Annotated in this window: 19 protein-coding genes; 12 read left to right on the forward strand and 7 right to left on the reverse strand. The window is 58.3% G+C overall.

The window, feature by feature from the left end; translation table 11 throughout:
* Positions 1-2: 2 nt before the first annotated feature.
* The 6 genes from ACTYEO_RS02250 to secG form a co-directional block, all read right to left on the reverse strand.
* On the reverse strand, positions 3-722 hold the full coding sequence (locus ACTYEO_RS02250) for a transporter substrate-binding domain-containing protein (RefSeq protein ID WP_449322078.1): 720 nt from the start codon (positions 720-722) through the stop codon (positions 3-5).
* A gap of 31 nt (positions 723-753) precedes the next feature.
* A complete protein-coding gene (locus ACTYEO_RS02255; RefSeq protein ID WP_449322079.1) occupies positions 754-1,581 on the reverse strand; it encodes an ABC transporter ATP-binding protein in 828 nt (275 codons plus the stop codon).
* 103 nt (positions 1,582-1,684) lie between these two features.
* The gene (locus tag ACTYEO_RS02260; protein ID WP_449322223.1) at positions 1,685-2,125 is read right to left on the reverse strand and encodes a tellurite resistance TerB family protein; all 441 of its coding nucleotides are present in this window, start codon (positions 2,123-2,125) and stop codon (positions 1,685-1,687) included.
* Between the two features lie 57 nt (positions 2,126-2,182).
* Complete coding sequence (locus ACTYEO_RS02265) at positions 2,183-2,962, reverse strand: 23S rRNA (adenine(2030)-N(6))-methyltransferase RlmJ (protein ID WP_449322080.1); 780 nt, start codon at positions 2,960-2,962, stop codon at positions 2,183-2,185.
* Between the two features lie 89 nt (positions 2,963-3,051).
* The gene (locus ACTYEO_RS02270) at positions 3,052-4,695 is read right to left on the reverse strand and encodes a CTP synthase (protein ID WP_449322081.1); all 1,644 of its coding nucleotides are present in this window, start codon (positions 4,693-4,695) and stop codon (positions 3,052-3,054) included.
* A gap of 169 nt (positions 4,696-4,864) precedes the next feature.
* Positions 4,865-5,245 carry a preprotein translocase subunit SecG gene (gene secG / locus ACTYEO_RS02275; RefSeq protein WP_449322082.1) on the reverse strand — a complete coding sequence of 127 codons (381 nt, stop codon included), beginning with the start codon at positions 5,243-5,245 and terminating at the stop codon, positions 4,865-4,867.
* Positions 5,246-5,558: 313 nt separating this feature from the next.
* Here secG and ACTYEO_RS02280 point away from each other — a divergent pair, with 313 nt between their 5' ends.
* Together ACTYEO_RS02280 and ACTYEO_RS02285 are read left to right on the forward strand one after the other, a co-directional pair.
* A complete protein-coding gene (locus ACTYEO_RS02280) occupies positions 5,559-6,854 on the forward strand; it encodes an adenylosuccinate synthase (RefSeq protein ID WP_449322083.1) in 1,296 nt (431 codons plus the stop codon).
* A gap of 9 nt (positions 6,855-6,863) precedes the next feature.
* Positions 6,864-7,094: a DUF2842 domain-containing protein gene (locus ACTYEO_RS02285; RefSeq protein ID WP_449322084.1), complete on the forward strand. Its 231-nt coding sequence runs from the start codon at positions 6,864-6,866 to the stop codon at positions 7,092-7,094.
* A 70-nt stretch (positions 7,095-7,164) separates the two neighbouring features.
* On the opposite strand, the gene ACTYEO_RS02290 is transcribed toward ACTYEO_RS02285, so the two are convergent.
* Complete coding sequence (locus ACTYEO_RS02290; protein ID WP_449322085.1) at positions 7,165-9,423, reverse strand: hypothetical protein; 2,259 nt, start codon at positions 9,421-9,423, stop codon at positions 7,165-7,167.
* A gap of 106 nt (positions 9,424-9,529) precedes the next feature.
* Between ACTYEO_RS02290 and ACTYEO_RS02295 the strand changes: the two genes are divergently transcribed.
* The 10 genes from ACTYEO_RS02295 to ACTYEO_RS02340 all read left to right on the forward strand — a co-directional run bounded on the left by ACTYEO_RS02295 (position 9,530) and on the right by ACTYEO_RS02340 (position 19,111).
* Positions 9,530-10,225 (forward strand): thiamine diphosphokinase, encoded by a 696-nt coding sequence (locus tag ACTYEO_RS02295; RefSeq protein ID WP_449322086.1) that lies wholly within the window; start codon positions 9,530-9,532, stop codon positions 10,223-10,225.
* An 82-nt stretch (positions 10,226-10,307) separates the two neighbouring features.
* On the forward strand, positions 10,308-11,096 hold the full coding sequence (gene rpiA, locus ACTYEO_RS02300) for a ribose-5-phosphate isomerase RpiA (protein ID WP_449322224.1): 789 nt from the start codon (positions 10,308-10,310) through the stop codon (positions 11,094-11,096).
* A 41-nt stretch (positions 11,097-11,137) separates the two neighbouring features.
* Positions 11,138-12,577 (forward strand): glutathione-disulfide reductase, encoded by a 1,440-nt coding sequence (gene gorA, locus ACTYEO_RS02305; protein WP_449322087.1) that lies wholly within the window; start codon positions 11,138-11,140, stop codon positions 12,575-12,577.
* 105 nt (positions 12,578-12,682) lie between these two features.
* Positions 12,683-13,822 (forward strand): FtsH protease activity modulator HflK, encoded by a 1,140-nt coding sequence (hflK, locus tag ACTYEO_RS02310; RefSeq protein ID WP_449322088.1) that lies wholly within the window; start codon positions 12,683-12,685, stop codon positions 13,820-13,822.
* Positions 13,822-14,709 carry a protease modulator HflC gene (gene hflC, locus ACTYEO_RS02315; RefSeq protein ID WP_449322089.1) on the forward strand — a complete coding sequence of 296 codons (888 nt, stop codon included), beginning with the start codon at positions 13,822-13,824 and terminating at the stop codon, positions 14,707-14,709. The genes hflK and hflC overlap by 1 nt, the downstream gene beginning before the upstream one ends.
* A 9-nt stretch (positions 14,710-14,718) precedes the next feature.
* Positions 14,719-14,913: a DUF2065 domain-containing protein gene (locus ACTYEO_RS02320; protein WP_449322090.1), complete on the forward strand. Its 195-nt coding sequence runs from the start codon at positions 14,719-14,721 to the stop codon at positions 14,911-14,913.
* Between the two features lie 254 nt (positions 14,914-15,167).
* Positions 15,168-16,613 (forward strand): Do family serine endopeptidase, encoded by a 1,446-nt coding sequence (locus ACTYEO_RS02325; protein ID WP_449322091.1) that lies wholly within the window; start codon positions 15,168-15,170, stop codon positions 16,611-16,613.
* Positions 16,614-16,742: 129 nt separating this feature from the next.
* The gene (locus ACTYEO_RS02330; protein WP_449322092.1) at positions 16,743-17,279 is read left to right on the forward strand and encodes a hypothetical protein; all 537 of its coding nucleotides are present in this window, start codon (positions 16,743-16,745) and stop codon (positions 17,277-17,279) included.
* Positions 17,280-17,330: 51 nt separating this feature from the next.
* Positions 17,331-18,098 carry a 5-oxoprolinase subunit B family protein gene (locus tag ACTYEO_RS02335; RefSeq protein ID WP_449322093.1) on the forward strand — a complete coding sequence of 256 codons (768 nt, stop codon included), beginning with the start codon at positions 17,331-17,333 and terminating at the stop codon, positions 18,096-18,098.
* A complete protein-coding gene (locus tag ACTYEO_RS02340) occupies positions 18,095-19,111 on the forward strand; it encodes a 5-oxoprolinase subunit C family protein (RefSeq protein WP_449322094.1) in 1,017 nt (338 codons plus the stop codon). The genes ACTYEO_RS02335 and ACTYEO_RS02340 overlap by 4 nt, the downstream gene beginning before the upstream one ends.
* Position 19,112 lies beyond the last annotated feature (1 nt).

A 19,112-nucleotide genomic window follows, 5' to 3' on the forward strand; every position in this document is an offset into this window, starting at 1 on the left:
ACTCAGAAGGTTGCGGCTTCTTCGCCGAACCAACGGGTGATCATTTCGTTGAGCGAGCCGTCATCTTTCATGGATTGGATTGCTGCATTGAACGCGTCGAGGCGCTCATCGCCTTCACGCATGGCCATGCCAACGCCACCACCCAATTGGACGGGATCACCGACAACCATCAGATCGGCATCTTCATTGGCGATGGGCAGCAGGTAGTCGCCATCGGCGAAAACGGCATCGGCCTCGCCATTGCGTACGGCTGCGACGGTTTCGTCAGGGGTGGCAAATTCCAGCAAGGTGGCACCAGTTTCAGCGATATAGCCTGCCTGAATGGTGTTGGTTTGCGCCGCGATTACGCCGCCCTCGAGATCGGCATCATCAGAAAGCGCGATGAAAAGCGAGCTTGCAGGTGGGATATAGTTTTGCGTGAAATCAACGATTTCCTCGCGCTCGGGGGTGATCGACATGCCTGCGATGATGGTGTCGTAATTGCCCGAGGTCAGGTTGGGGATGATCGAGTCCCATTCGTTGGTGACCCATTCGCAGCTCAGGCCGGCCATTTCGCACAGCATATCGCCAAGCTCGCGCTCGAAGCCGTCGACTTCGCCATCATCATTGATGAAGTTATAGGGAGGGTAGGCGCCCTCGGTGCCCATGCGGACAACGTCTTGGGCAAAGGCCGCAGTTGCGGTCAAGGCAATGATGCCAGCGGAAAGGATCAGGTTTTTCATGAAATAGCTCCCAGTTTTGGTTGAGATCGCCTCAGGCCGCATGCGTGTGACTGAGGAATTGTTGAAGGCGCGCTGATTTCGGTGCGCCAAAGAGGTCTTCAGGCGGGCCTTCTTCTTCGATGAGGCCTTGGTGAAGAAAGACAACGTGATCCGAGACATCACGGGCCAGCCGCATGTCATGGGTCACGAGGATCATGGTGCGCCCCTCGGTGGCGAGGTCGCGGATAACCTTGACCACCTCTTGCTCCAGTTCAGGATCAAGCGCGGAGGTGGGTTCATCAAACAACAGAGCGCGGGGTTCCATGCAAAGGGCGCGCGCAATCGCGGCGCGTTGCTGTTGGCCACCTGACAATTGCGCGGGCCATGCATCGGCTTTGTCGCCGATCCCGACTTTGTCGAGAAGCAGGCGTGCACGGGCCTCGACCTGCGCTTTATCCTGACCCAAGACCGTCACGGGGGCCTCCATCACATTTTGCAGGATACTCATATGGGACCAGAGGTTGAACTGCTGGAACACCATCGACAGGTTCGTGCGGATGCGGCGGATTTGGGCAGGATCGGCAGGGGTGCGGTTGAGCCCTGTGCCGCGCCATGTCACTGCTTCGCCTTCAAACAGGATATCGCCGCGCTGGCTGTCTTCGAGCAAATTGGCACAGCGCAATAGCGTGGATTTCCCCGATCCTGAGGAGCCAATCAAAGACACGACATCGCCCGCACGCGCGGTCATATCGACGCCTTTCAGCACCTCGAGATGTCCATAGCTTTTATGCAGGCCGGTGATTTGAATGACCGGCGGTTGTGCAGAGGTCACTGAGCGTTTCCCGATTGTTTGGACGATTTGTGCTGAATATGCGTGCATATGCAACGTCTGATCGCCAGATGACGCTGGGGAATTGACGAAATTTGCCAGTTTTTAGGGCGGGTGATCAAATATCAGGCGCGGCTGGATTTCTGGCGGTGCCTCAGCCCCGTTGATCGACCCTAAGCCGCGCAAGGTTCGAGTCGCGGTCATTTACACCCAGCATCGGTGCGATCATGCGCAGTAGGGAATTTTCCTCGCTATCGCGTTCGCCATCGGCCAGCACGATTTCCCAAAGGGCTTCGACCACCTCGATACGGTCGTCAAAAGGCACCGCCTCTTTGATCGCGCGGGTGAAGCGCACGGTATCGGGGGCTTCGGCCTCAAGCGCTTCGGCATTGCGGCGCAGATCGGCCGTATCCGCCTCGGACAGGCTGTAGCGCGTGGCCAGCACGTGGCTGATCCTCTCGATCTCGGATTGAGCATAATCGCCATCGCTTCTGGCAATGCGCACAAGCAGTGCAGCCAGAGCTAGGCGGGCATCCCCGTGATCAAGGGGGGCGGGTTCTTGTGCCGTCAAACGGCGGAGCAATTCACCAAACATGGGTTTGATATAGGGCGCGCGCCTTGCGGGGTGAAGGGGCATTCTGCTTTGGCTTGGTCAAATATGGGCTCGAAAGATATGGGCCAGCCGCTTGACCTCGTCCTGCAGACCATAGGGCGGGTTCACGATGAACATGCCCGAGCCGATCATGCGGTGACCTTCGCGGGCGGGGCCGAACTTGACCTCATGGCGCAGGGCATCGGGATGGGCGGCGGTCAGTTCAGCGAGCATCTGGCTATGCAGCCCCGATCCAAGGATCGGATACCAAAGCGCTATGATGCCCACATTCCACTTGCGGTGCAGTGTCTCGATGATGCGCGGCAAGCGGGTGTAGTCATCTTTGAGCTCATAGGGTGGATCAATCAGCAAAAGCCCGCGCCGCGGCATGGGCGGGCAAAGCGATTGGGCCATTTCATACCCGTCCTGCTTATGGGGGTAGGCTGGGAATTCATACATCGCCTCAAGCAGGGCTTCATGTTCCTGCGGGTGCAACTCGGCCAGATGCAGGCTGTCTTGGGCCCGCAAGGACAGCGCCGCGATCAGCGGTGATCCGGGATAGGCATGGGCGCCGTAGCGGGTGCGCACCTCATCAAGGCAGCGGCGATAGGGGTGGGTTTTGGCGAAAGCTTCGGCCAGTTTGCCGATGCCTGCGGCGGCTTCACCCGTTTTCAGGGCTTGCTCGGCATCAAGCTGGTAGAGGCCGCGCCCTGCATGGGTTTCGAGATAAGAGAGCGGTTTGTCCTTTTGGGTGAGGTAGGACAGCATCCAAGCCAAAAGCGCGTGCTTATGCACATCGGCCAGATTTCCGGCATGGTAGATGTGCTGGTAGGAGAGCATGTTGTGGCCTCTCAGAAGCGTTTACAGGCATTTACTCAGCGAGAGGCGCCGAGCCTCGGGGTGCAATTGGCGCTTATGCTGAATTCGGATCAGACCAGACGGCTCACATCTTTCGCAGCGCGCACGAAATCGCGGAACAGGGGATGCGGAGCAAAGGGTTTTGATTTGAGTTCGGGGTGGAATTGCACGCCAATATACCATGGATGGTCCTTTACCTCGACAATCTCGGGCAGTTTGCCATCAGGTGACATGCCCGAGAAGATCAGGCCTTTGGCCTCGAGCTGTTCGCGGTATTTGATATCCACCTCATAGCGGTGGCGGTGACGTTCCTCGATATTGCAGGTGCCATAGGCTTGCGCCACGCGGGAGCCTTCGCTCAAAACCGCATTATAGGCACCAAGGCGCATGGTGCCGCCTTTGTCATCGTCGGAATTGCGGGTCACCTTGTAATTGCCCTGCACCCATTCCTTGAGGTGATAGACAACAGGCTCAAACCGCTTCTTGCCCGCTTCATGGTCAAACTCTTCAGAGCCTGCAGTGGGCATATCCGCCAGATTGCGCGCGGCCTCGACCACGGCCATTTGCATGCCAAGGCAGATACCCAGATAGGGGATTTTGCGGGTGCGCGCGAATTCTGCGGCTTTGATCTTACCCTCGGTTCCCCGTTCACCAAAACCACCCGGCACAAGGATCGCATGGAAGCCTTCGAGACAGGGGGCAGGATCTTCGCGGTCGAAGGTTTCTGCGTCGATCCATTCGGCGCGCACCTTCACGCGGTTGGCCATGCCGCCATGGGTCAGCGCCTCGGCGATCGATTTATAGGCGTCTTCAAGCTGCGTGTATTTGCCCACAATGGCCACGCGCACTTCGCCTTCAGGGTTATGGATGCGGTCCGAGACATCTTCCCAACGCGACAGATCGGGCTTGGGCGCGGGGCTGATCTGGAAGGCGTCAAGAACCGCCTGATCCATGCCTTCGCGGTGATAGGCGAGGGGGGCGTCATAGATGGTGGAAAGGTCCTGTGCAGCAATCACGGCATCAGGGCGGACATTGCAGAACAGGGCCAGCTTCTCGCGCTCTTTCTCGGGGATCGGCCCCTCGGAACGGCACACCAAAATATCAGGGGCTAGACCGATCGAGCGGAGTTCCTTGACGCTGTGCTGGGTCGGCTTTGTTTTCAACTCGCCCGAGGCTTTGATAAAGGGCAGCAGGGTGAGATGCATGAAGATACATTCGCCGCGCGGTCTGTCTTGGCCGAATTGGCGGATCGCCTCGAAGAAGGGTAGACCTTCGATATCGCCCACGGTGCCGCCGATTTCGCAGAGCATGAAATCAACCTCGTCATCGCCAATGGCGATGAACTCCTTGATCTCATTGGTGACATGGGGAATCACCTGAATGGTTTTGCCGAGGTAATCGCCACGGCGTTCTTTTTCCAAAACGGTGGAATAGATGCGGCCTGAAGAAACGGAATCGGTTTTGCGCGCGGCCACGCCTGTGAAGCGCTCATAATGCCCGAGGTCGAGGTCGGTTTCCGCGCCATCATCGGTGACGAAAACCTCGCCATGCTCAAAGGGCGACATCGTTCCGGGGTCAACATTGAGATAAGGGTCGAGTTTACGCAGGCGAACGGTGTAGCCACGGGCTTGCAAAAGCGCACCCAGAGCCGCCGAGGCGAGGCCTTTTCCAAGAGAAGAAACCACACCACCGGTGATAAAAATATAACGTGCCATAAAGTCGTAAACTCCCGTGTGGGCTGGCTGGAAGGCGCGTTCCAGCATCAAGCTCCAATCCCTGTATCACGGGATTTGAGAATAACAGGATTCGGGCGGGTAGGGCAACCCTACACGCTAGATGATGTTAGCGGGTGGGGCATTGCCCCAATATTTATTGAAAACTGCCTTAATCCGCGCGGGGCGGAAGGGCGGGCGCATCACCAGAGGTGGGTGGCAGAAGATCACCAACAGGCGGCAGGGCCGTGCCATCGGCAGGCGCTTCGCCCTCAACAGCGGCAGGCTCGCCTGCGCCGATACGGTCCAGAACCGAGTCGGTGGAGGAATTCTGCGCCGCAAGAATTGTTAGCGTGATCGATGTGGCCAGAAAGGCGATCGCGAAACCCCAAGTCAGCTTGCCAACGGCTGTCGCTGCCTGACGGCCGCTCATCACGCCGCCGCCACCGCCGCCACCAAGGCCAAGCCCACCACCCTCAGAGCGTTGTAGAAGGACTGCGCCAATCAAACAGATGGCGAGGATCAGATGTACAACGAGGATGATATTTTCCATGGGTGGGTTCCGTACGACCTTAAAGTCACTTGCTTCGAATTTGCGTCTACTTAGGGGATGCGACCTGCCGCCGCAAGCCCAACTCAACAACACATATAGATGTAAACGCCCCATTAAGACACGAATTTAGCGACGGATTTGGGTGGTGATCTGGCCGCAAACGGCTGTCTTCCTTGGATTTCAGGGCAGGCGGGCGCGCAGCTTTATGTGCTGGCTTGTGCCGCCGCAGCAAGAATTCGGTTTCACCTCAGGCTTTGGATAGGTATAGCGGCGAGGGTTTTCACTACATGATCTCCGAAAAGGAGCCTTGGATATGGCAAATGTTGTGGTCGTTGGCGCTCAGTGGGGCGATGAGGGCAAAGGCAAAATCGTTGATTGGCTGAGCGAGCGTGCGGATGTGATCTGCCGCTTTCAGGGCGGTCATAACGCGGGCCATACTTTGGTGATCGACGGGAATGTGTATAAGCTGCACGCCCTGCCATCTGGCGTTGTGCGGGGTGGTAAGCTCTCGGTGATCGGCAATGGCGTTGTTCTTGACCCATGGCACTTGATCAAAGAGATTGAGACCGTCCGCGCGCAAGGCGTAGATATCAGCCCTGAGACCTTGATGATCGCCGAGAACACACCGCTGATCCTGCCGATCCACGGTGAATTGGACCGCGCCCGCGAAGAAGCGGCCAGCAAAGGCACCAAGATCGGAACAACCGGCCGCGGTATCGGGCCCTGCTATGAAGACAAGGTTGGTCGCCGCGCGATCCGCGTGGCCGATCTGGCCGATGACGCGACGCTTGTGGCGCGTGTGGACCGTGCTTTGCAGCACCATGATCCGCTGCGCAAGGGCCTTGGTATTGATCCCGTTGACCGGGAAGCCCTGCTGACGGCTTTGCGCGAGATTGCCCCCCAGATTCTGCCCTATGCCGCACCTGTCTGGCACGAGCTGAACGAAAAGCGCAAAGCTGGCAAACGTATCTTGTTTGAAGGCGCGCAAGGTTCGCTGCTGGATATTGATTTTGGCACCTATCCTTTTGTGACCTCGTCCAATGTGGTTGCGGGGCAGGCCTCGGCTGGTACTGGGCTTGGGCCCAATGCCATTGGCTATGTGCTGGGGATTGTGAAAGCCTATACCACTCGCGTTGGCGAAGGTCCGTTTCCGACCGAACTTGATGATGAAGATGGCCAGCGTCTTGGAACGCGCGGCCATGAATTCGGCACCACGACAGGGCGCAAGCGCCGTTGCGGATGGTTCGATGCCGCCCTTGTGCGCCAGACATGCGCCATTTCGGGGATCACAGGCATCGCTCTGACCAAGCTGGATGTGCTGGACGGGTTCGAGAAGCTCAAAATCTGTGTTGGCTATGAGCTTGATGGAGAGCGCCTTGATTACCTGCCGACGGCTGCCGAAGAGCAGACGCGCTGTAAACCCATCTATGAAGAGGTTGATGGCTGGAGCGAGTCGACCGAAGGTGCGCGGTCATGGAATGACCTTCCCGCCAATGCGGTGAAATATGTGCGCCATATCGAAGAGTTGATCCAATGCCCTGTCGCCCTACTTTCAACCTCGCCTGAACGCGACGACACAATCCTTGTGACGGACCCGTTCACCGATTGAGGACACAGCATGGCTCTGAGCTATAAAACACGCAAAAGACTGTCGATCTTTGTTCTGCTCTTTGGGCTGCCTGCCTATATCGCGGCGGCATGGTTTGTTGTCAGCCTGTTCGATCGGCCGTCCGTCTTGGTAGAATTGCTGGTGTATATTTTCTTGGGCGTTCTTTGGGCCCTACCGCTCAAGGCTGTGTTCAAAGGGGTTGGCAAAGCTGATCCTGACGCAGAAGACCCAGCCGATTGATCACCTGATTTGAATGAAAAACGGCCGCAGCTGGGAAAGCTGCGGCCGTTTTTTCATTTTGTCGGATCGCTTAGCGGTAATGCTGCGATTTGCGCGACAGTGAATATTGTCCCCGCGCTTCTTTGATCAGGACACCTTCACGAAGCAGGATACCAAAAGCGCGCAAGCTGTCTTCGCGTGCAATCTGCGATGCATCGGCTGTTTCAGCCAGCTCGATGATCTCGTTGCGGGTGAAGACGGGTTGGCTTTGAACCTTGGTCAGATAGGCGGCCGACAATTCAAGGATGGTTTCAGGCGCGGCACCAGCAAAGGCTGCGGTGTATTCGCCAAAACTTCCATCACTTGCGGCTGCGGGTGCAGCCGTGTTGGAGCGTGCTACCTCAGGGGCCGGGGCAGGTGTAGGCGCTGCAACAGGCGCCGCTTCAGGCGCTGGGGTGGCTTCTGTGACCTGCGTTGGTGTCTCCTGCACCTCAGGGTTGCCTTCCAGAACGCGACTGGCGCGTGCGGCCAAGGCGGCCAGACCGCGTGCGACCTTGCGAGGGGGCTGCGCCAATTGGGCCTGCGCATTTGCGGTGGCCTGATCAAGCTGACTTGCTGTCAGGCGCATCGGGTTCGGGCTTTGTGCATCGTCTTGATCGGCAAGGGCCAGACCGCCTGCACTAACCCGACGCGGGCGAACGGGTGTTGCGGGTTGGGTGGATGGCTCTTCATCAACGCGCTGTTCCGAAACCAGAAGCAGCGGGCTTGGACGTTGCTCGGGGCGTTTGGCGCGACGCTCAACTGCGACCTGAACACGGCGCGGGCGCATCACTTGCGCCAGATCTTCGCGATACTCGGCTTTTTCATCTGTCGCGGGCTGGTCGCCATCTGCCAGTTCCTCATCGGCATGACGCGCGGCAACCGCCGCTTTCAGATGCTCGATATTGGCGCGGCGACGCGAGGTCTCAGAGCTGGCCAAACGATCATCGGTTGCATCCAGAAGGCGCGATACCTCTTCGTCGGCGGCGTTGTTGAACGGCTCCGAGCGGGGGGCAGGCGCTTCATCTTCGTCAGCCGCAATGGCGACCTCTTCGGAAGGTACCTCCTCGGTTTGGTCCGCGTTGAAAATGTTTTCTTGCGTGCTGTCCATGACACCCGCGATGGCGGAAAGCGTGTCTTCGCCAAGCAAAGTGTCCTCGGCTTCGGGCGCGGCCTGTACAACACCAGCAGTTGCAACCACAGCGGGTGCTGCTGTTTCTACCTGATCCGCGATTGCGGAAAGGTCGATCTCGGGAGTTTCACTGGCATCGGCGGCATCCTGAGCCAAGTCTTGTGACTTGGTTTCGGCCTCAATGGCTGCCAATTCAGCCATAAGCTCTGCTTCTTCATTGGGGTCGAGAACTTCTTCAATCCCTTCTGCGGCCTCTTCCTCGGCCTCTGCGGGAAGATCAGGCGTTGTACCCGTTTCAATCCGCGAGATGACTTCGCTCAAGTCTTGGTCTGTCTCGCCTGCTTCCGCATGCTGGTCTTCGCTGAATGCGGGTTCGTCGTCGGCGGGCGCGTCATCGTTGGAGATTTGGCGCATGAGCGCAAGCTTGGCAGCAACGCTATCGGCATCGGTCGCCTGCGGGGCAGCTGCTTGAGCCGTGTCGCCGCGAAGGCGTGCAAGGCGTGCCGCGACAGATTCGACGGGTTCAGCGACGACATCTGGCTCCGCTGCTTCAGGCTCGGTGGTGGCAATTTCTTCGGTCTGTGTGGCGGCTTCGGCCAGAACAGGCTCAGCTACAGGCTCTGCGACTTCGGCCTCGGCAACGGGCGCTTCATTGGCGGTCTGTTCAGTCAGCTGTGAAATGCTGTCTTCAATGCTGGGCTCTGATGCCTCGGCCTGCTCGGACTGAGCGGCTTGAGCGAGAGGGGCTGTCGGGGCCTCGGGCTGCTCAGGGGCCGCTTGCTCGGCAATAGGGGCCGCGGCACTCAGAGCATTTGCAATATTGGTGTCCGCCTGATCGACGGGCTGATCTTTAGCCTGGGGGGTAGGTTCAGCGACCGCTGGCGCAGCAGGAGCCGCAGCGGGCTTGGCTTCCTGCGCATCCTCAACGTCAGGGCGCATAACCATGCCTTGATCCGATATCTGAGCATTTACGCGGCGCTGGCTGGCCTGCTCGGTGATCTGCTGCAGCATCTTTGCGTCAGGGGTCGGAGGCTCAGCGCCGAAATAGCGATCATCAGCCGCGAGATCGCGAAAATACTCCGCAATGCCCTTCATGGCGGAGAACGGATCATCGAAGCCTTCCAATGTGCAGGAGAAGGTTCCGTAGGATACCGTTAAAATTTTATGTGCGTCACTCATCAGCTCACTCAAATTCTGCTCGTTCGGCGATTGACCGAAATTGTTCCACTTGGCTGTGGTATATCCAAATGATTCCAATAAAACGGGACAGTATTAAGACCATTCAATGATCTTTCCCCTGAAACATGGCGAGAATGTGCCTCAAACACCTGTGATTATCCAATCGGCCACTTTTGTAACACTTTTAGGTGGCGGGGCCGTTAATCCCGCCACGCTTGAGCAGGCTTTGGGCTTTGCGCCTGTCTTGGTGGCTGCCGATGGCGGTGCGGATCAGGCCTTGGCGCTTGGCCATAGCCCTGTTGCGGTGATCGGGGATATGGATTCGCTTTCATCTCAGGCGCGTGAGAGCCTTGGCGCGGATGTGTTACACCCGATAGAGGAGCAAGACAGCACCGATTTTGACAAAGCCCTGCGCAATATAGATGCCAAAGGTGTTTTGGCGGTCGGGTTTACGGGGCGTCGGATCGACCATGAATTGGCGGCCTATCACACGCTGATCACCCGCCCTGCCATGCCGTGCATTATTCTGGGCGAGGATGATCTGGCCTTCCATCTGAATGGCCGCATTGAATTATCCCTGCCGCTTGCGACCCGTGTCTCCCTGTTTCCAATGGCGCAAGTCTCTGTTCAAGCCACGGGGTTACGCTGGCCTGTCGAGAACCTGCAGATGTCCCCTTGGACGCGTATTGGCACCTCGAACGAGACCACATCTTCCAAAATGGTTTTGGAAAGCGATGATGCGGGACTTTTGGTGATTTTGCCACGCGAGGTTTTGCCATTGGTGCTGCAAGCGCTTCAATGAGGTGGGATTCCCTCTCGCAACGGGCCGCGCGCTTCTGTAAAGGTTTGCGGGGGAACAATACTGGAAAGATGGAGCGCGCATGATGTCAGCGGAGCTTAACCCGATAGACAAAGCGAAATTCGTGGCCGCAAAGCGGGCTGTGGAACTCGTTGAAGACGGGATGCGTGTGGGGCTTGGAACAGGCTCTACGGCGGCATGGATGGTGCGCTGTCTTGGCGAAATGGTGCGCGATGAGGGGATGCGGATCACAGGTGTCGCAACCTCGACACGCACGGCCGAGCTTGCGCGCGAAGTGGGCATTCCGGTCAAAACCCTTGATGAGGTAAAATGGCTCGACCTCACGATTGATGGCGCGGATGAATTCGATGCCGACCTGAACCTGATCAAAGGCGGGGGCGGCGCGCTGTTGCAGGAAAAGATCGTGGCAACCGCATCAGACCAGATGGTCGTGATCACGGATGCCAGCAAACAGGTCGCCACGCTTGGGGCCTTTCCCTTGCCTGTCGAGGTTATTCCGTTTGGCTGGCAAACCACAAAAGCATTGATCGAGGAAATGCTGACCAATCTTGATGTCTTGGGGCGCACGACCTCTTTGCGTTTGAACGGGGATGACCCGTTCCGCACGGATGAGGGCAACCTGATCATCGATCTGCATCTCAAGCGCATTCCCAAGCTACAGCAGACCAGCCTTGTGCTGAACCAGATCCCTGGTGTGGTTGAAAATGGCCTCTTCCTTGATATCTGCGACATCGTTGTGATCGGCAATGCGGATGGCACAGTGGAAGTGCGCGATATCAATAGTGGCACGGTCGAGCATGAGCGCATCGATATAATCGAGACGGATAATCTGTTCGCGGATAACGAAAGCTAAACAAGGCCAGAGGTTGCGCTGCGACACGAGGGGGAAGAACGTTGAGTGATTTTGACTATGATCTCTTTGTAATCGGCGGCGGCTCTGGCGGCGTGCGTGCGGCTCGGGTGGCGGCGGCCGAAGGCGCGAAGGTAGCGCTGGCCGAAGAAAGCCGCATGGGCGGCACCTGCGTTATCCGTGGCTGCGTGCCCAAAAAGATCATGGTGTTTGCCAGCGGCTATCGCGACATGTTCGAAGATGCCCGTTCCTATGGCTGGGATGTCGAGGCAGGTGCTTTTGAATGGACAGGTTTCAGCAGCAAATTGAATGCCGAGTTAGACCGCCTCGAAGGTGTCTATCGCAAGCTGCTGGATGGCTCCAAGGTCGAGATTTTTGACGCGCGCGCAAAGTTGAAAGACGCACATACCGTGCTGTTATCCTCGGGTGAGGAAAAGACAGCCAAGCATATCCTGATCGCCACAGGCGGCCATCCCGTGCGCCCCGATATGAAGAATGCCCATCTCGGCATGGTCTCGGATGACCTGTTCCAAATGCCTGAGTTGCCAAAATCCATCCTGATCGTGGGCGGCGGCTATATCGCGTGTGAATTTGCAGGCGTGTTGAACGGATTGGGCGTAGCGGTCACGCAATTCTACCGTGGGGCGCAAATTCTGCGCGGCTTTGATGAAGAAGCGCGCGGGCTGATCTCGGATATGATGTGCGAGAAGGGTATCAATCTGCATCTGGGCACCAATATCATCGATATGATGCCTGCCTCGGATGTCACGATTGACAGCGCGGGCATGGGTGCCCCGATGACACAAAGTGATGTATCACAAGGTGATAGCGCCAAGACCAAAGGCCCTGTTTGGGTTAAATCCTCCAATGGGCAAGAAGCCGTTTATGATGCGGTTCTGTTTGCAACTGGGCGTGATCCGAACAGCCGAGACCTCGGGCTGGAAGAGCTTGGCGTCGAGATCGGGCGTCGCGGTGAAATCCTGGTTGATAACTATAGCCAGACCTCGGTTCCGTCGATCTATGCGATCGGCGATGTGACGAACCGCGTGAACCTCACGCCTGTTGCGATCCGCGAGGGGATGGCCTTTGTCGAGACGGTGTTTAAAGGAAACCCCACCAAGGTTGATCACGCATTGATCCCTTCGGCGGTCTTCACCCAGCCTGAATTCGGCACGGTCGGCCTGTCCGAGGAAGACGCGCGCGAGATTGAACCTGTCGAGATTTACTGCACCTCCTTCAAACCGATGCAAAGCGCCTTTGCGGGCCGCTCGGATCGGGTTTTGATGAAGCTTGTGGTCAGTCAGGCCACGCGTAAGGTCTTGGGGTGCCATATCGTCGCGCCGGGGGCGGGTGAAATGATCCAGCTTGCGGGCATCGCGGTGAAGATGGGCGCGACAAAAGAAGATTTCGATCGGACGGTTGCAGTGCATCCGACAATGTCCGAAGAGCTTGTGACAATGAAAGAACCTGTGCGTACGGCTTGAAATATGGCTGAAAACGCACAGTTACCCAGCAAGGCCTTTGATGCGCATCGCGTATCTGGCGCTCTCAACAGCGCAGGGCGGTTATAACGGAGGAAAAGGCACAGGATGGCTGGCAATAATGGCGGACCTTGGGGCGGCGGCCCCGGTGGTGGAAACCGCGGCGGTGATAATGACAATCGTGGCGGGCGCAGGCCCGAGGATAATGGCGGCCAGCAGTTGCCCGAGATCGACGAGATCGTGCGCAAAGGTCAGGAACAATTGCGCGTCCTGATGGGCGGTCGTGGTGGCGGCAATCGCCCCAATGGCGGCGGCGGTGGCAATGGTGAAGGCTTCAAGCCTACCAAGGGCATGTTTGCACTGGGTGCAGCGGGTGTTGTGGCAGCTTGGTTCTTCGCCTCCTTCTACACGGTGCAGCCTTCGCAGCAGGGTGTCGAACTGTTCCTTGGCGAATATTCCCGCACCACAGGTGATGGCCCCCATATCGCGCCTTGGCCTTTCGTGACTGCCGAAGTGATCGAGGTGACAACTCAGCGAACCGAAGCATTGGGCATTGCCCGTGATGCAGAAGGTTTGATGCTGACCACCGATGAAAACATCGTCGATATCGATTTCCAGGTTGTCTGGAACATCAATGATCCAGCCGAATTCCTGTTCAACCTGCGCGATCCCGAAGCGACTGTGCGCGCGGTGTCGGAAGCTGCGATGCGCGAAGTTATCGCACAATCCGAGCTTTCGCCGATCCTGAACAGGGATCGTGAATTGATTGCGGAAAATGTTCGTGAACTGATCCAGACCACGCTGAATAGCTATGATGCTGGTGTGAATGTGGTGCGTCTTAACCTTGACCGCGCTGACCCGCCCGCCGAAGTGATCGACGCATTCCGCGACGTTCAGGCCGCCGAGCAGGAACGTGACCGTCTTGAGCGTCAGGCCGATGCCTATGCCAACCAAGCCCTTGCGGGTGCACGTGGTGAAGCGGCTCAGGTTCTGGAAGAAGCCGAAGGTTACCGCGCCCGCGTGGTCAATGAGGCGGAAGGTGAGGCCAGCCGTTTCCTCGCTGTTCTGGAACAATATCAAGGCGCACCCGACGTGACCCGTCGTCGTCTTTATCTCGAAACAATGGAGCAGGTCTTGGGTGACGTTAACCTCGTTATCCTTGGCGAAGGCGAAAACGGCGGCAATGGCGTTGTGCCCTATCTGCCGCTCAATGATTTGCGCCGTGGCTCGACTGGGGAGAATAACTGATGAAACGCATTACCTATCTTATCCCTGTCGTCTTCCTTGCGGTGGCTTTGGTCCTCAGCTCGATCTTCATCGTGGATGAACGCCAGAAGGCGCTGGTCCTTCAATTTGGTCAAATTCGCCAAGTGATTGAAGAGCCGGGTTTGGCATTCAAAGTGCCGTTCATTCAGGAAGTTGTCTTTTATGATGACCGTATCCTGTCGCTCGACACCACCCCGATCGAGGTCACGCCTTCGGATGATCGTCGTTTGGTTGTTGACGCTTTCGCGCGGTACCGGATTTCCGATGTTGTGGCGTTCCGTCAGGCGGTTGGCGCAGGTGGCATGCGCGCCGCCGAAGGCCAGCTTGAGGATATTTTGAACCCGCAAATTCGTGCCGTGCTTGGTGCGGATGGCGTTACATCGAACACCATCCTCTCTGATGAACGGGCCGCCTTGATGGCGCAGATCACATTGCGCGCCCGCAGCTTGGGTGAACGTCTTGGTCTGGAAGTGCTTGATGTGCGCTTGAAGCGGACGGAATTGCCACAGCAAAACCTTGAAGCGACTTTCGCACGTATGGAGGCCGAACGTCAGCGGGAAGCCACCGATGAGCGGGCCCGTGGTGCGGAAGCCGCGCAGCGTGTGCGCGCGCAGGCTGATCGTACGGTGGTCGAGCTGGTCTCGGACGCCAATCGTGAAGCCGAGATCATTCGCGGTGAAGCGGATGCGCAGCGGAACCGTATCTTTGCCGAGGCCTTTACACAGGACGAGGAATTCTTTGAATTCTATCGCTCCATGGCCGCCTATAGCCGTGCGCTGGATGGAACGGATTCGACCATGGTGATCAGCCCAGATAGCGAATTTTTCGAGTATCTGGGTGCATCTGGCGGAGTGGTCCCTGCACAATAAGGGTCGGGCATGTTCGATCTGCTGATATTGGGCATCGGAATGGTGCTTGTGTTTGAGGGGCTGGTGTTCGCACTGGCCCCTTCACGCTTCGAAGATATGTTGCGGCTGATCGCGCAGATACCGCTTGAGACGCGGCGGCTGGTTGGATTGGCGGCGGTTGCCTTGGGGGCTGTGCTTGTCTCATTGGGGATGAGCCTGATTTGAGGAGGGGTCCCGTGAGCCGCGCCCTGTCTGAGGCCAAGAGGCAGCGCCAAGGTACAGACGCCATCACGTCCATGTGACGCAGAATTCATCTCACGCGCTTGATTGATGGGATGCGAAGGCAAATATTACTGGGAACGAATAAGCGCGGCCTGCCTGCGCTTGTTAACGGCAGAACAGGAGGAATGTTCGTGAATAGCCAAGAGCGTGTTCAATCCAAAAGCCAGAGCGTCGCTCGGGCGCAAACCCAAGACCGCATGACATCATATCGTTTTGCTATGCTGATCTTGATGTCGGCCATGCTGTTGCTGGCAGCGATCCTGAGCGCCAACCCTGCGCGCGCGCAATCCGCGCCCCCCAACAGCTTTGCTGATCTGGTCGATCAGGTTGGCGACTCGGTGGTCAATATCACCACATCGGCGATTGTGGCGGGCCGCACTGGGCCACAGCCTGTTGTGCCCGAAGGCTCCCCTTTGGAAGATTTCTTCAATGACTTCATGAACCGCAACGGTCCGGGTGAAAACCAGTCACGTCGCAGTCAGGCGCTTGGCTCGGGTTTCGTGATTTCCGAGGACGGGTTCATCGTCACAAATAACCACGTGATTGAAGGCGCGGACGAGATCATCATCGAGTTTCGCTCAGGCCAAGAATTGGAAGCAACGATTGTCGGGACAGACCCGAATACCGATATCGCGCTGTTGAAGGTAGAGCCTGACGCGGCGCTTCCCTTTGTGGCTTTTGGTGATAGCGATGCGATGCGTGTTGGCGATTGGGTGATGGCCGTGGGCAACCCGCTTGGTCAGGGCTTCTCGGTCTCGGTGGGGATCGTCTCGGCCCGTGAGCGCGCCCTGTCTGGCACTTATGATGACTATATTCAGACCGATGCCGCCATCAATCGCGGCAATTCGGGTGGCCCTTTGTTTAATCTTGAAGGGGACGTGATCGGCGTGAATACCGCGATCCTCAGCCCCAATGGCGGCTCGATCGGGATTGGCTTTGCGATGTCCTCGGCCGTGGTTGAGGATGTGGTCTCGCAGCTCAATGAATTTGGCGAAACCCGTCGTGGTTGGCTGGGTGTGCGCATTCAGGATGTCACCGCAGATATCGCCGAAGGCCTCGCGCTTGAGGATGCGCGCGGCGCGATGGTGACAGATGTGCCAGAAGGCCCTGCACGCGATGCGGGCGTTGAAGTGGGGGATGTGATCCTCAATTTCGATGGTCGTGATGTTCAGGATACGCGTGAGCTTGTCCGTGTGGTGGCCGCAGCCCCCGTGGGCGAGACGGTTCGCATGGTTGTCTTCCGTGATGGCCAGACACAAACCCTGCGGGTGACCTTGGGCCGCCGCGAAACGGCCGAGACAGCCGATCAGGCCATGCCCGGTGAAGAGCCAAGTGTTGAGCCAAGCTCGGGCGAGGTTCTGGGCATGACCGTCACCCCCCTGACCGACGAGCTGCGCGAACAATTGGGCGCGCAAGGGGTTGAAGGGCTGGTTATCGAGGCCGTTGACGTCGAAAGCGATGCGGCTGCAAAAGGCCTGCAGGCAGGGGATGTGATCACCGAAGTGGGGCAGCAAGCGGTTGTTGATCTCGCTTCCTTCGAGGAGCGTATCTCGGAGGCAAGCGAGGCGGGACAAAAGAGCATTCTTTTGCTGATCCGCCGCGCGGGCAACCCCCGCTTTGTGGCGCTGAGCCTCGAAGACTGATCTGACCAAACAGCAATCCGAAAGCCGCCCATACTTGCCTATGGGCGGCTTTCCTTTTCCCGCCATGGGCAAACCTCTTCCCTCGACGCGTCGAATGGGGTAGGAGCCAGCGCATATTGAATTTGGGGCATGGTGATGATGAGACCTGCGATTTTACTGATGACAGTTCTGGCGCTTGGCGCTTGTGTAGCGTCTGAACCATCGGCCCCATTGAGCGGCCCGCAAGGCCTGATGGCCCGCATCTATGATGGGCGCAGCGTCCAGATTGATGCCTTCGCCGACCCTGCGCAGCGCGCCTCCTTCTTCACGCCAAGCCTGTCCCAAGAGATCGCGGCAGCCGAGACATGCGCGATCACGCAAAGTGCGGCCTCGCTCGATTTCAACCCGCTTCTGCCTACGCAGGACTATCGCCGCGCAAGCTACCGTGTTGATACGCTGGCCCAGACAAGCTCGGCCGCCCAGATCGCCGTGTCGGTCCTGCAGCGCGAGGTGGTGCAAGAGGTGATCACCTTCACCCTGCTCTCAAGCGGTCCTGCTTGGCGCATCGATGAGGTTGCAAATGGTGGGATCGCGCTGAGCACCCGTTTGGCCGCCGCCTGTGCCGAGCCTGTGGTGGAGACCCCCGAGCTTGCCACCCTTGCCCCTGAGGATGCTGATCCGCAGTGATCCTCGCCCGTCCGAACTGGACATCAGCGCATTGCGGTGCATTCTAGCGCCATGAGCGCATCCAGCACCCTTCAGTCCCAAACCCCAGAGATCATCTGGCCCGCGATCCGTACGCTTGGGGTGGATGGTGTGCTTGTCAGCTTTGGCGACAGCTTGAGCGAGCCTGCCAATCGCGCGGCCTTGGCCTTTCGCCATGCGGTTGAGCGCGAAGGTTTGGCAGGCCTCTGCGAGACCTCAACATCGCTTGTCTCGACATTGGTGAAATTCGACCCCTTTGAACTGCCCCATGATGCGCTGATTGCGCGGCTGCGGGATCTGCTGGAAAGCCGTGATTGGTATGGGGCCGAGCTGCCACAAGGCAGGCGGCTCTGGCGTATTCCCACGGTTTACGGCACCGACCTTGCCCCCCAATTGGAAGAAGCCGCCGCTGCCGCAGGCATGAGCGCGGCGGACGCTATTGCCGAGATATCATCAACCCCTGTGCGCGTGCAGACCATCGGTTTCGCACCTGGCCAGCCCTATTTGGGCGAATTGCCCCCTCCATGGAACATTCCCCGCCAGCAGGCCCTGACCGATAAAGTCCCCGTTGGCGCATTGGTCGTGGCGATCCGGCAATTGGTGTTATTTTCCGTCTCAACCCCCACAGGCTGGCGGCATATCGGGCAAACGGCTTTTCGCCTGTTTCGCCCCGAGGCGGAGGAAGCTTTTGTTCTTCGTCCCGGAGATGAGGTGCTGTTTGAGGCTGTGAGCCGCGACACCTATGAACGGATGCGGATGGATGGCCCCGATGGCGGCGCCAAGGCGCAGGTGATCGCATGAGCGCTCAATTGCATGTGCATAAAGCAGGGCCTGCGCTCACTGTGCAGGATCTTGGCCGAACAGGGTATCTGGCTTTCGGCCTGTCGCGGGGCGGTGCGGTGGACCGTTTGGCGCTTGCCGAAGGGGCGGCGCTTCTGGGGCAGGGTGAGGATTGCGCCGTGTTGGAAATGGCGGGCATGGGCGGCGAATTCGAGGTTACACAAGACAGCCGCATCGCCCTGACAGGGGCGCAAATGCGCGCCAGTATTGATGGCGCCCCGCTCGTCTGGAATGCCTCGCATCTTTTGCGAAAAGGCGCGCGGCTGGTGATCGGGCCTGCGGTGGAAGGTGTTTACGGTTACCTCCATTTGGGCGGTGGCATTGTGGGTGCACGTACACTTGGCGCGCGTTCGGTTCATGTGACGGCGGGGCTGGGGCAGGTGATTGCAGACGGGGCCAAGCTGGACCTCGGGCCTGATGGAAGGGCCACTGAGACAGGGCTGTGCCTTGCTGCTGATACCCGTTTCAATGGCGGTGTGCTGCGGGTTGTGGCGGGATTACAAACGGGCCTGTTCAGCGCGGACCAAATCGCGCGCTTTGAAGCTGAAAGCTTCACGCGGGACAGCCGCGGCAACAGGATGGGCGTGCGTCTTGTGCCTGAGGGGGAAGGGTTTCAATCACAGGCGGGTTTATCGGTTTTATCCGAGGCGATTGTGCCGGGGGATATCCAGATCACGGGCGATGGCACGCCCTTTGTTCTTCTATCAGAATGCCAAACCACGGGCGGCTATCCAAGGATCGGCTCGGTCCTGCCTTGCGATCTGCCGCGCATAGCACAAGCCGCCCCTGGTGCGAGGTTGAAATTCCGCTTTGTAAGCCTTGAAGAGGCCCTCATAGCCGAACGCGCGGCCGCGCAATCGCGCAAGGGGTTGCGTGCCAATCTCACGCGGCTCGTGCGCGACCCGCAGGACATGCGCGATCTTCTGGCCTATGACTTGATCAGTGGTGTGATCGCTGGAACCGAGGAGGAGTAAC

It is taken from the genome of Rhodophyticola sp. SM2404, from assembly GCF_053570515.1.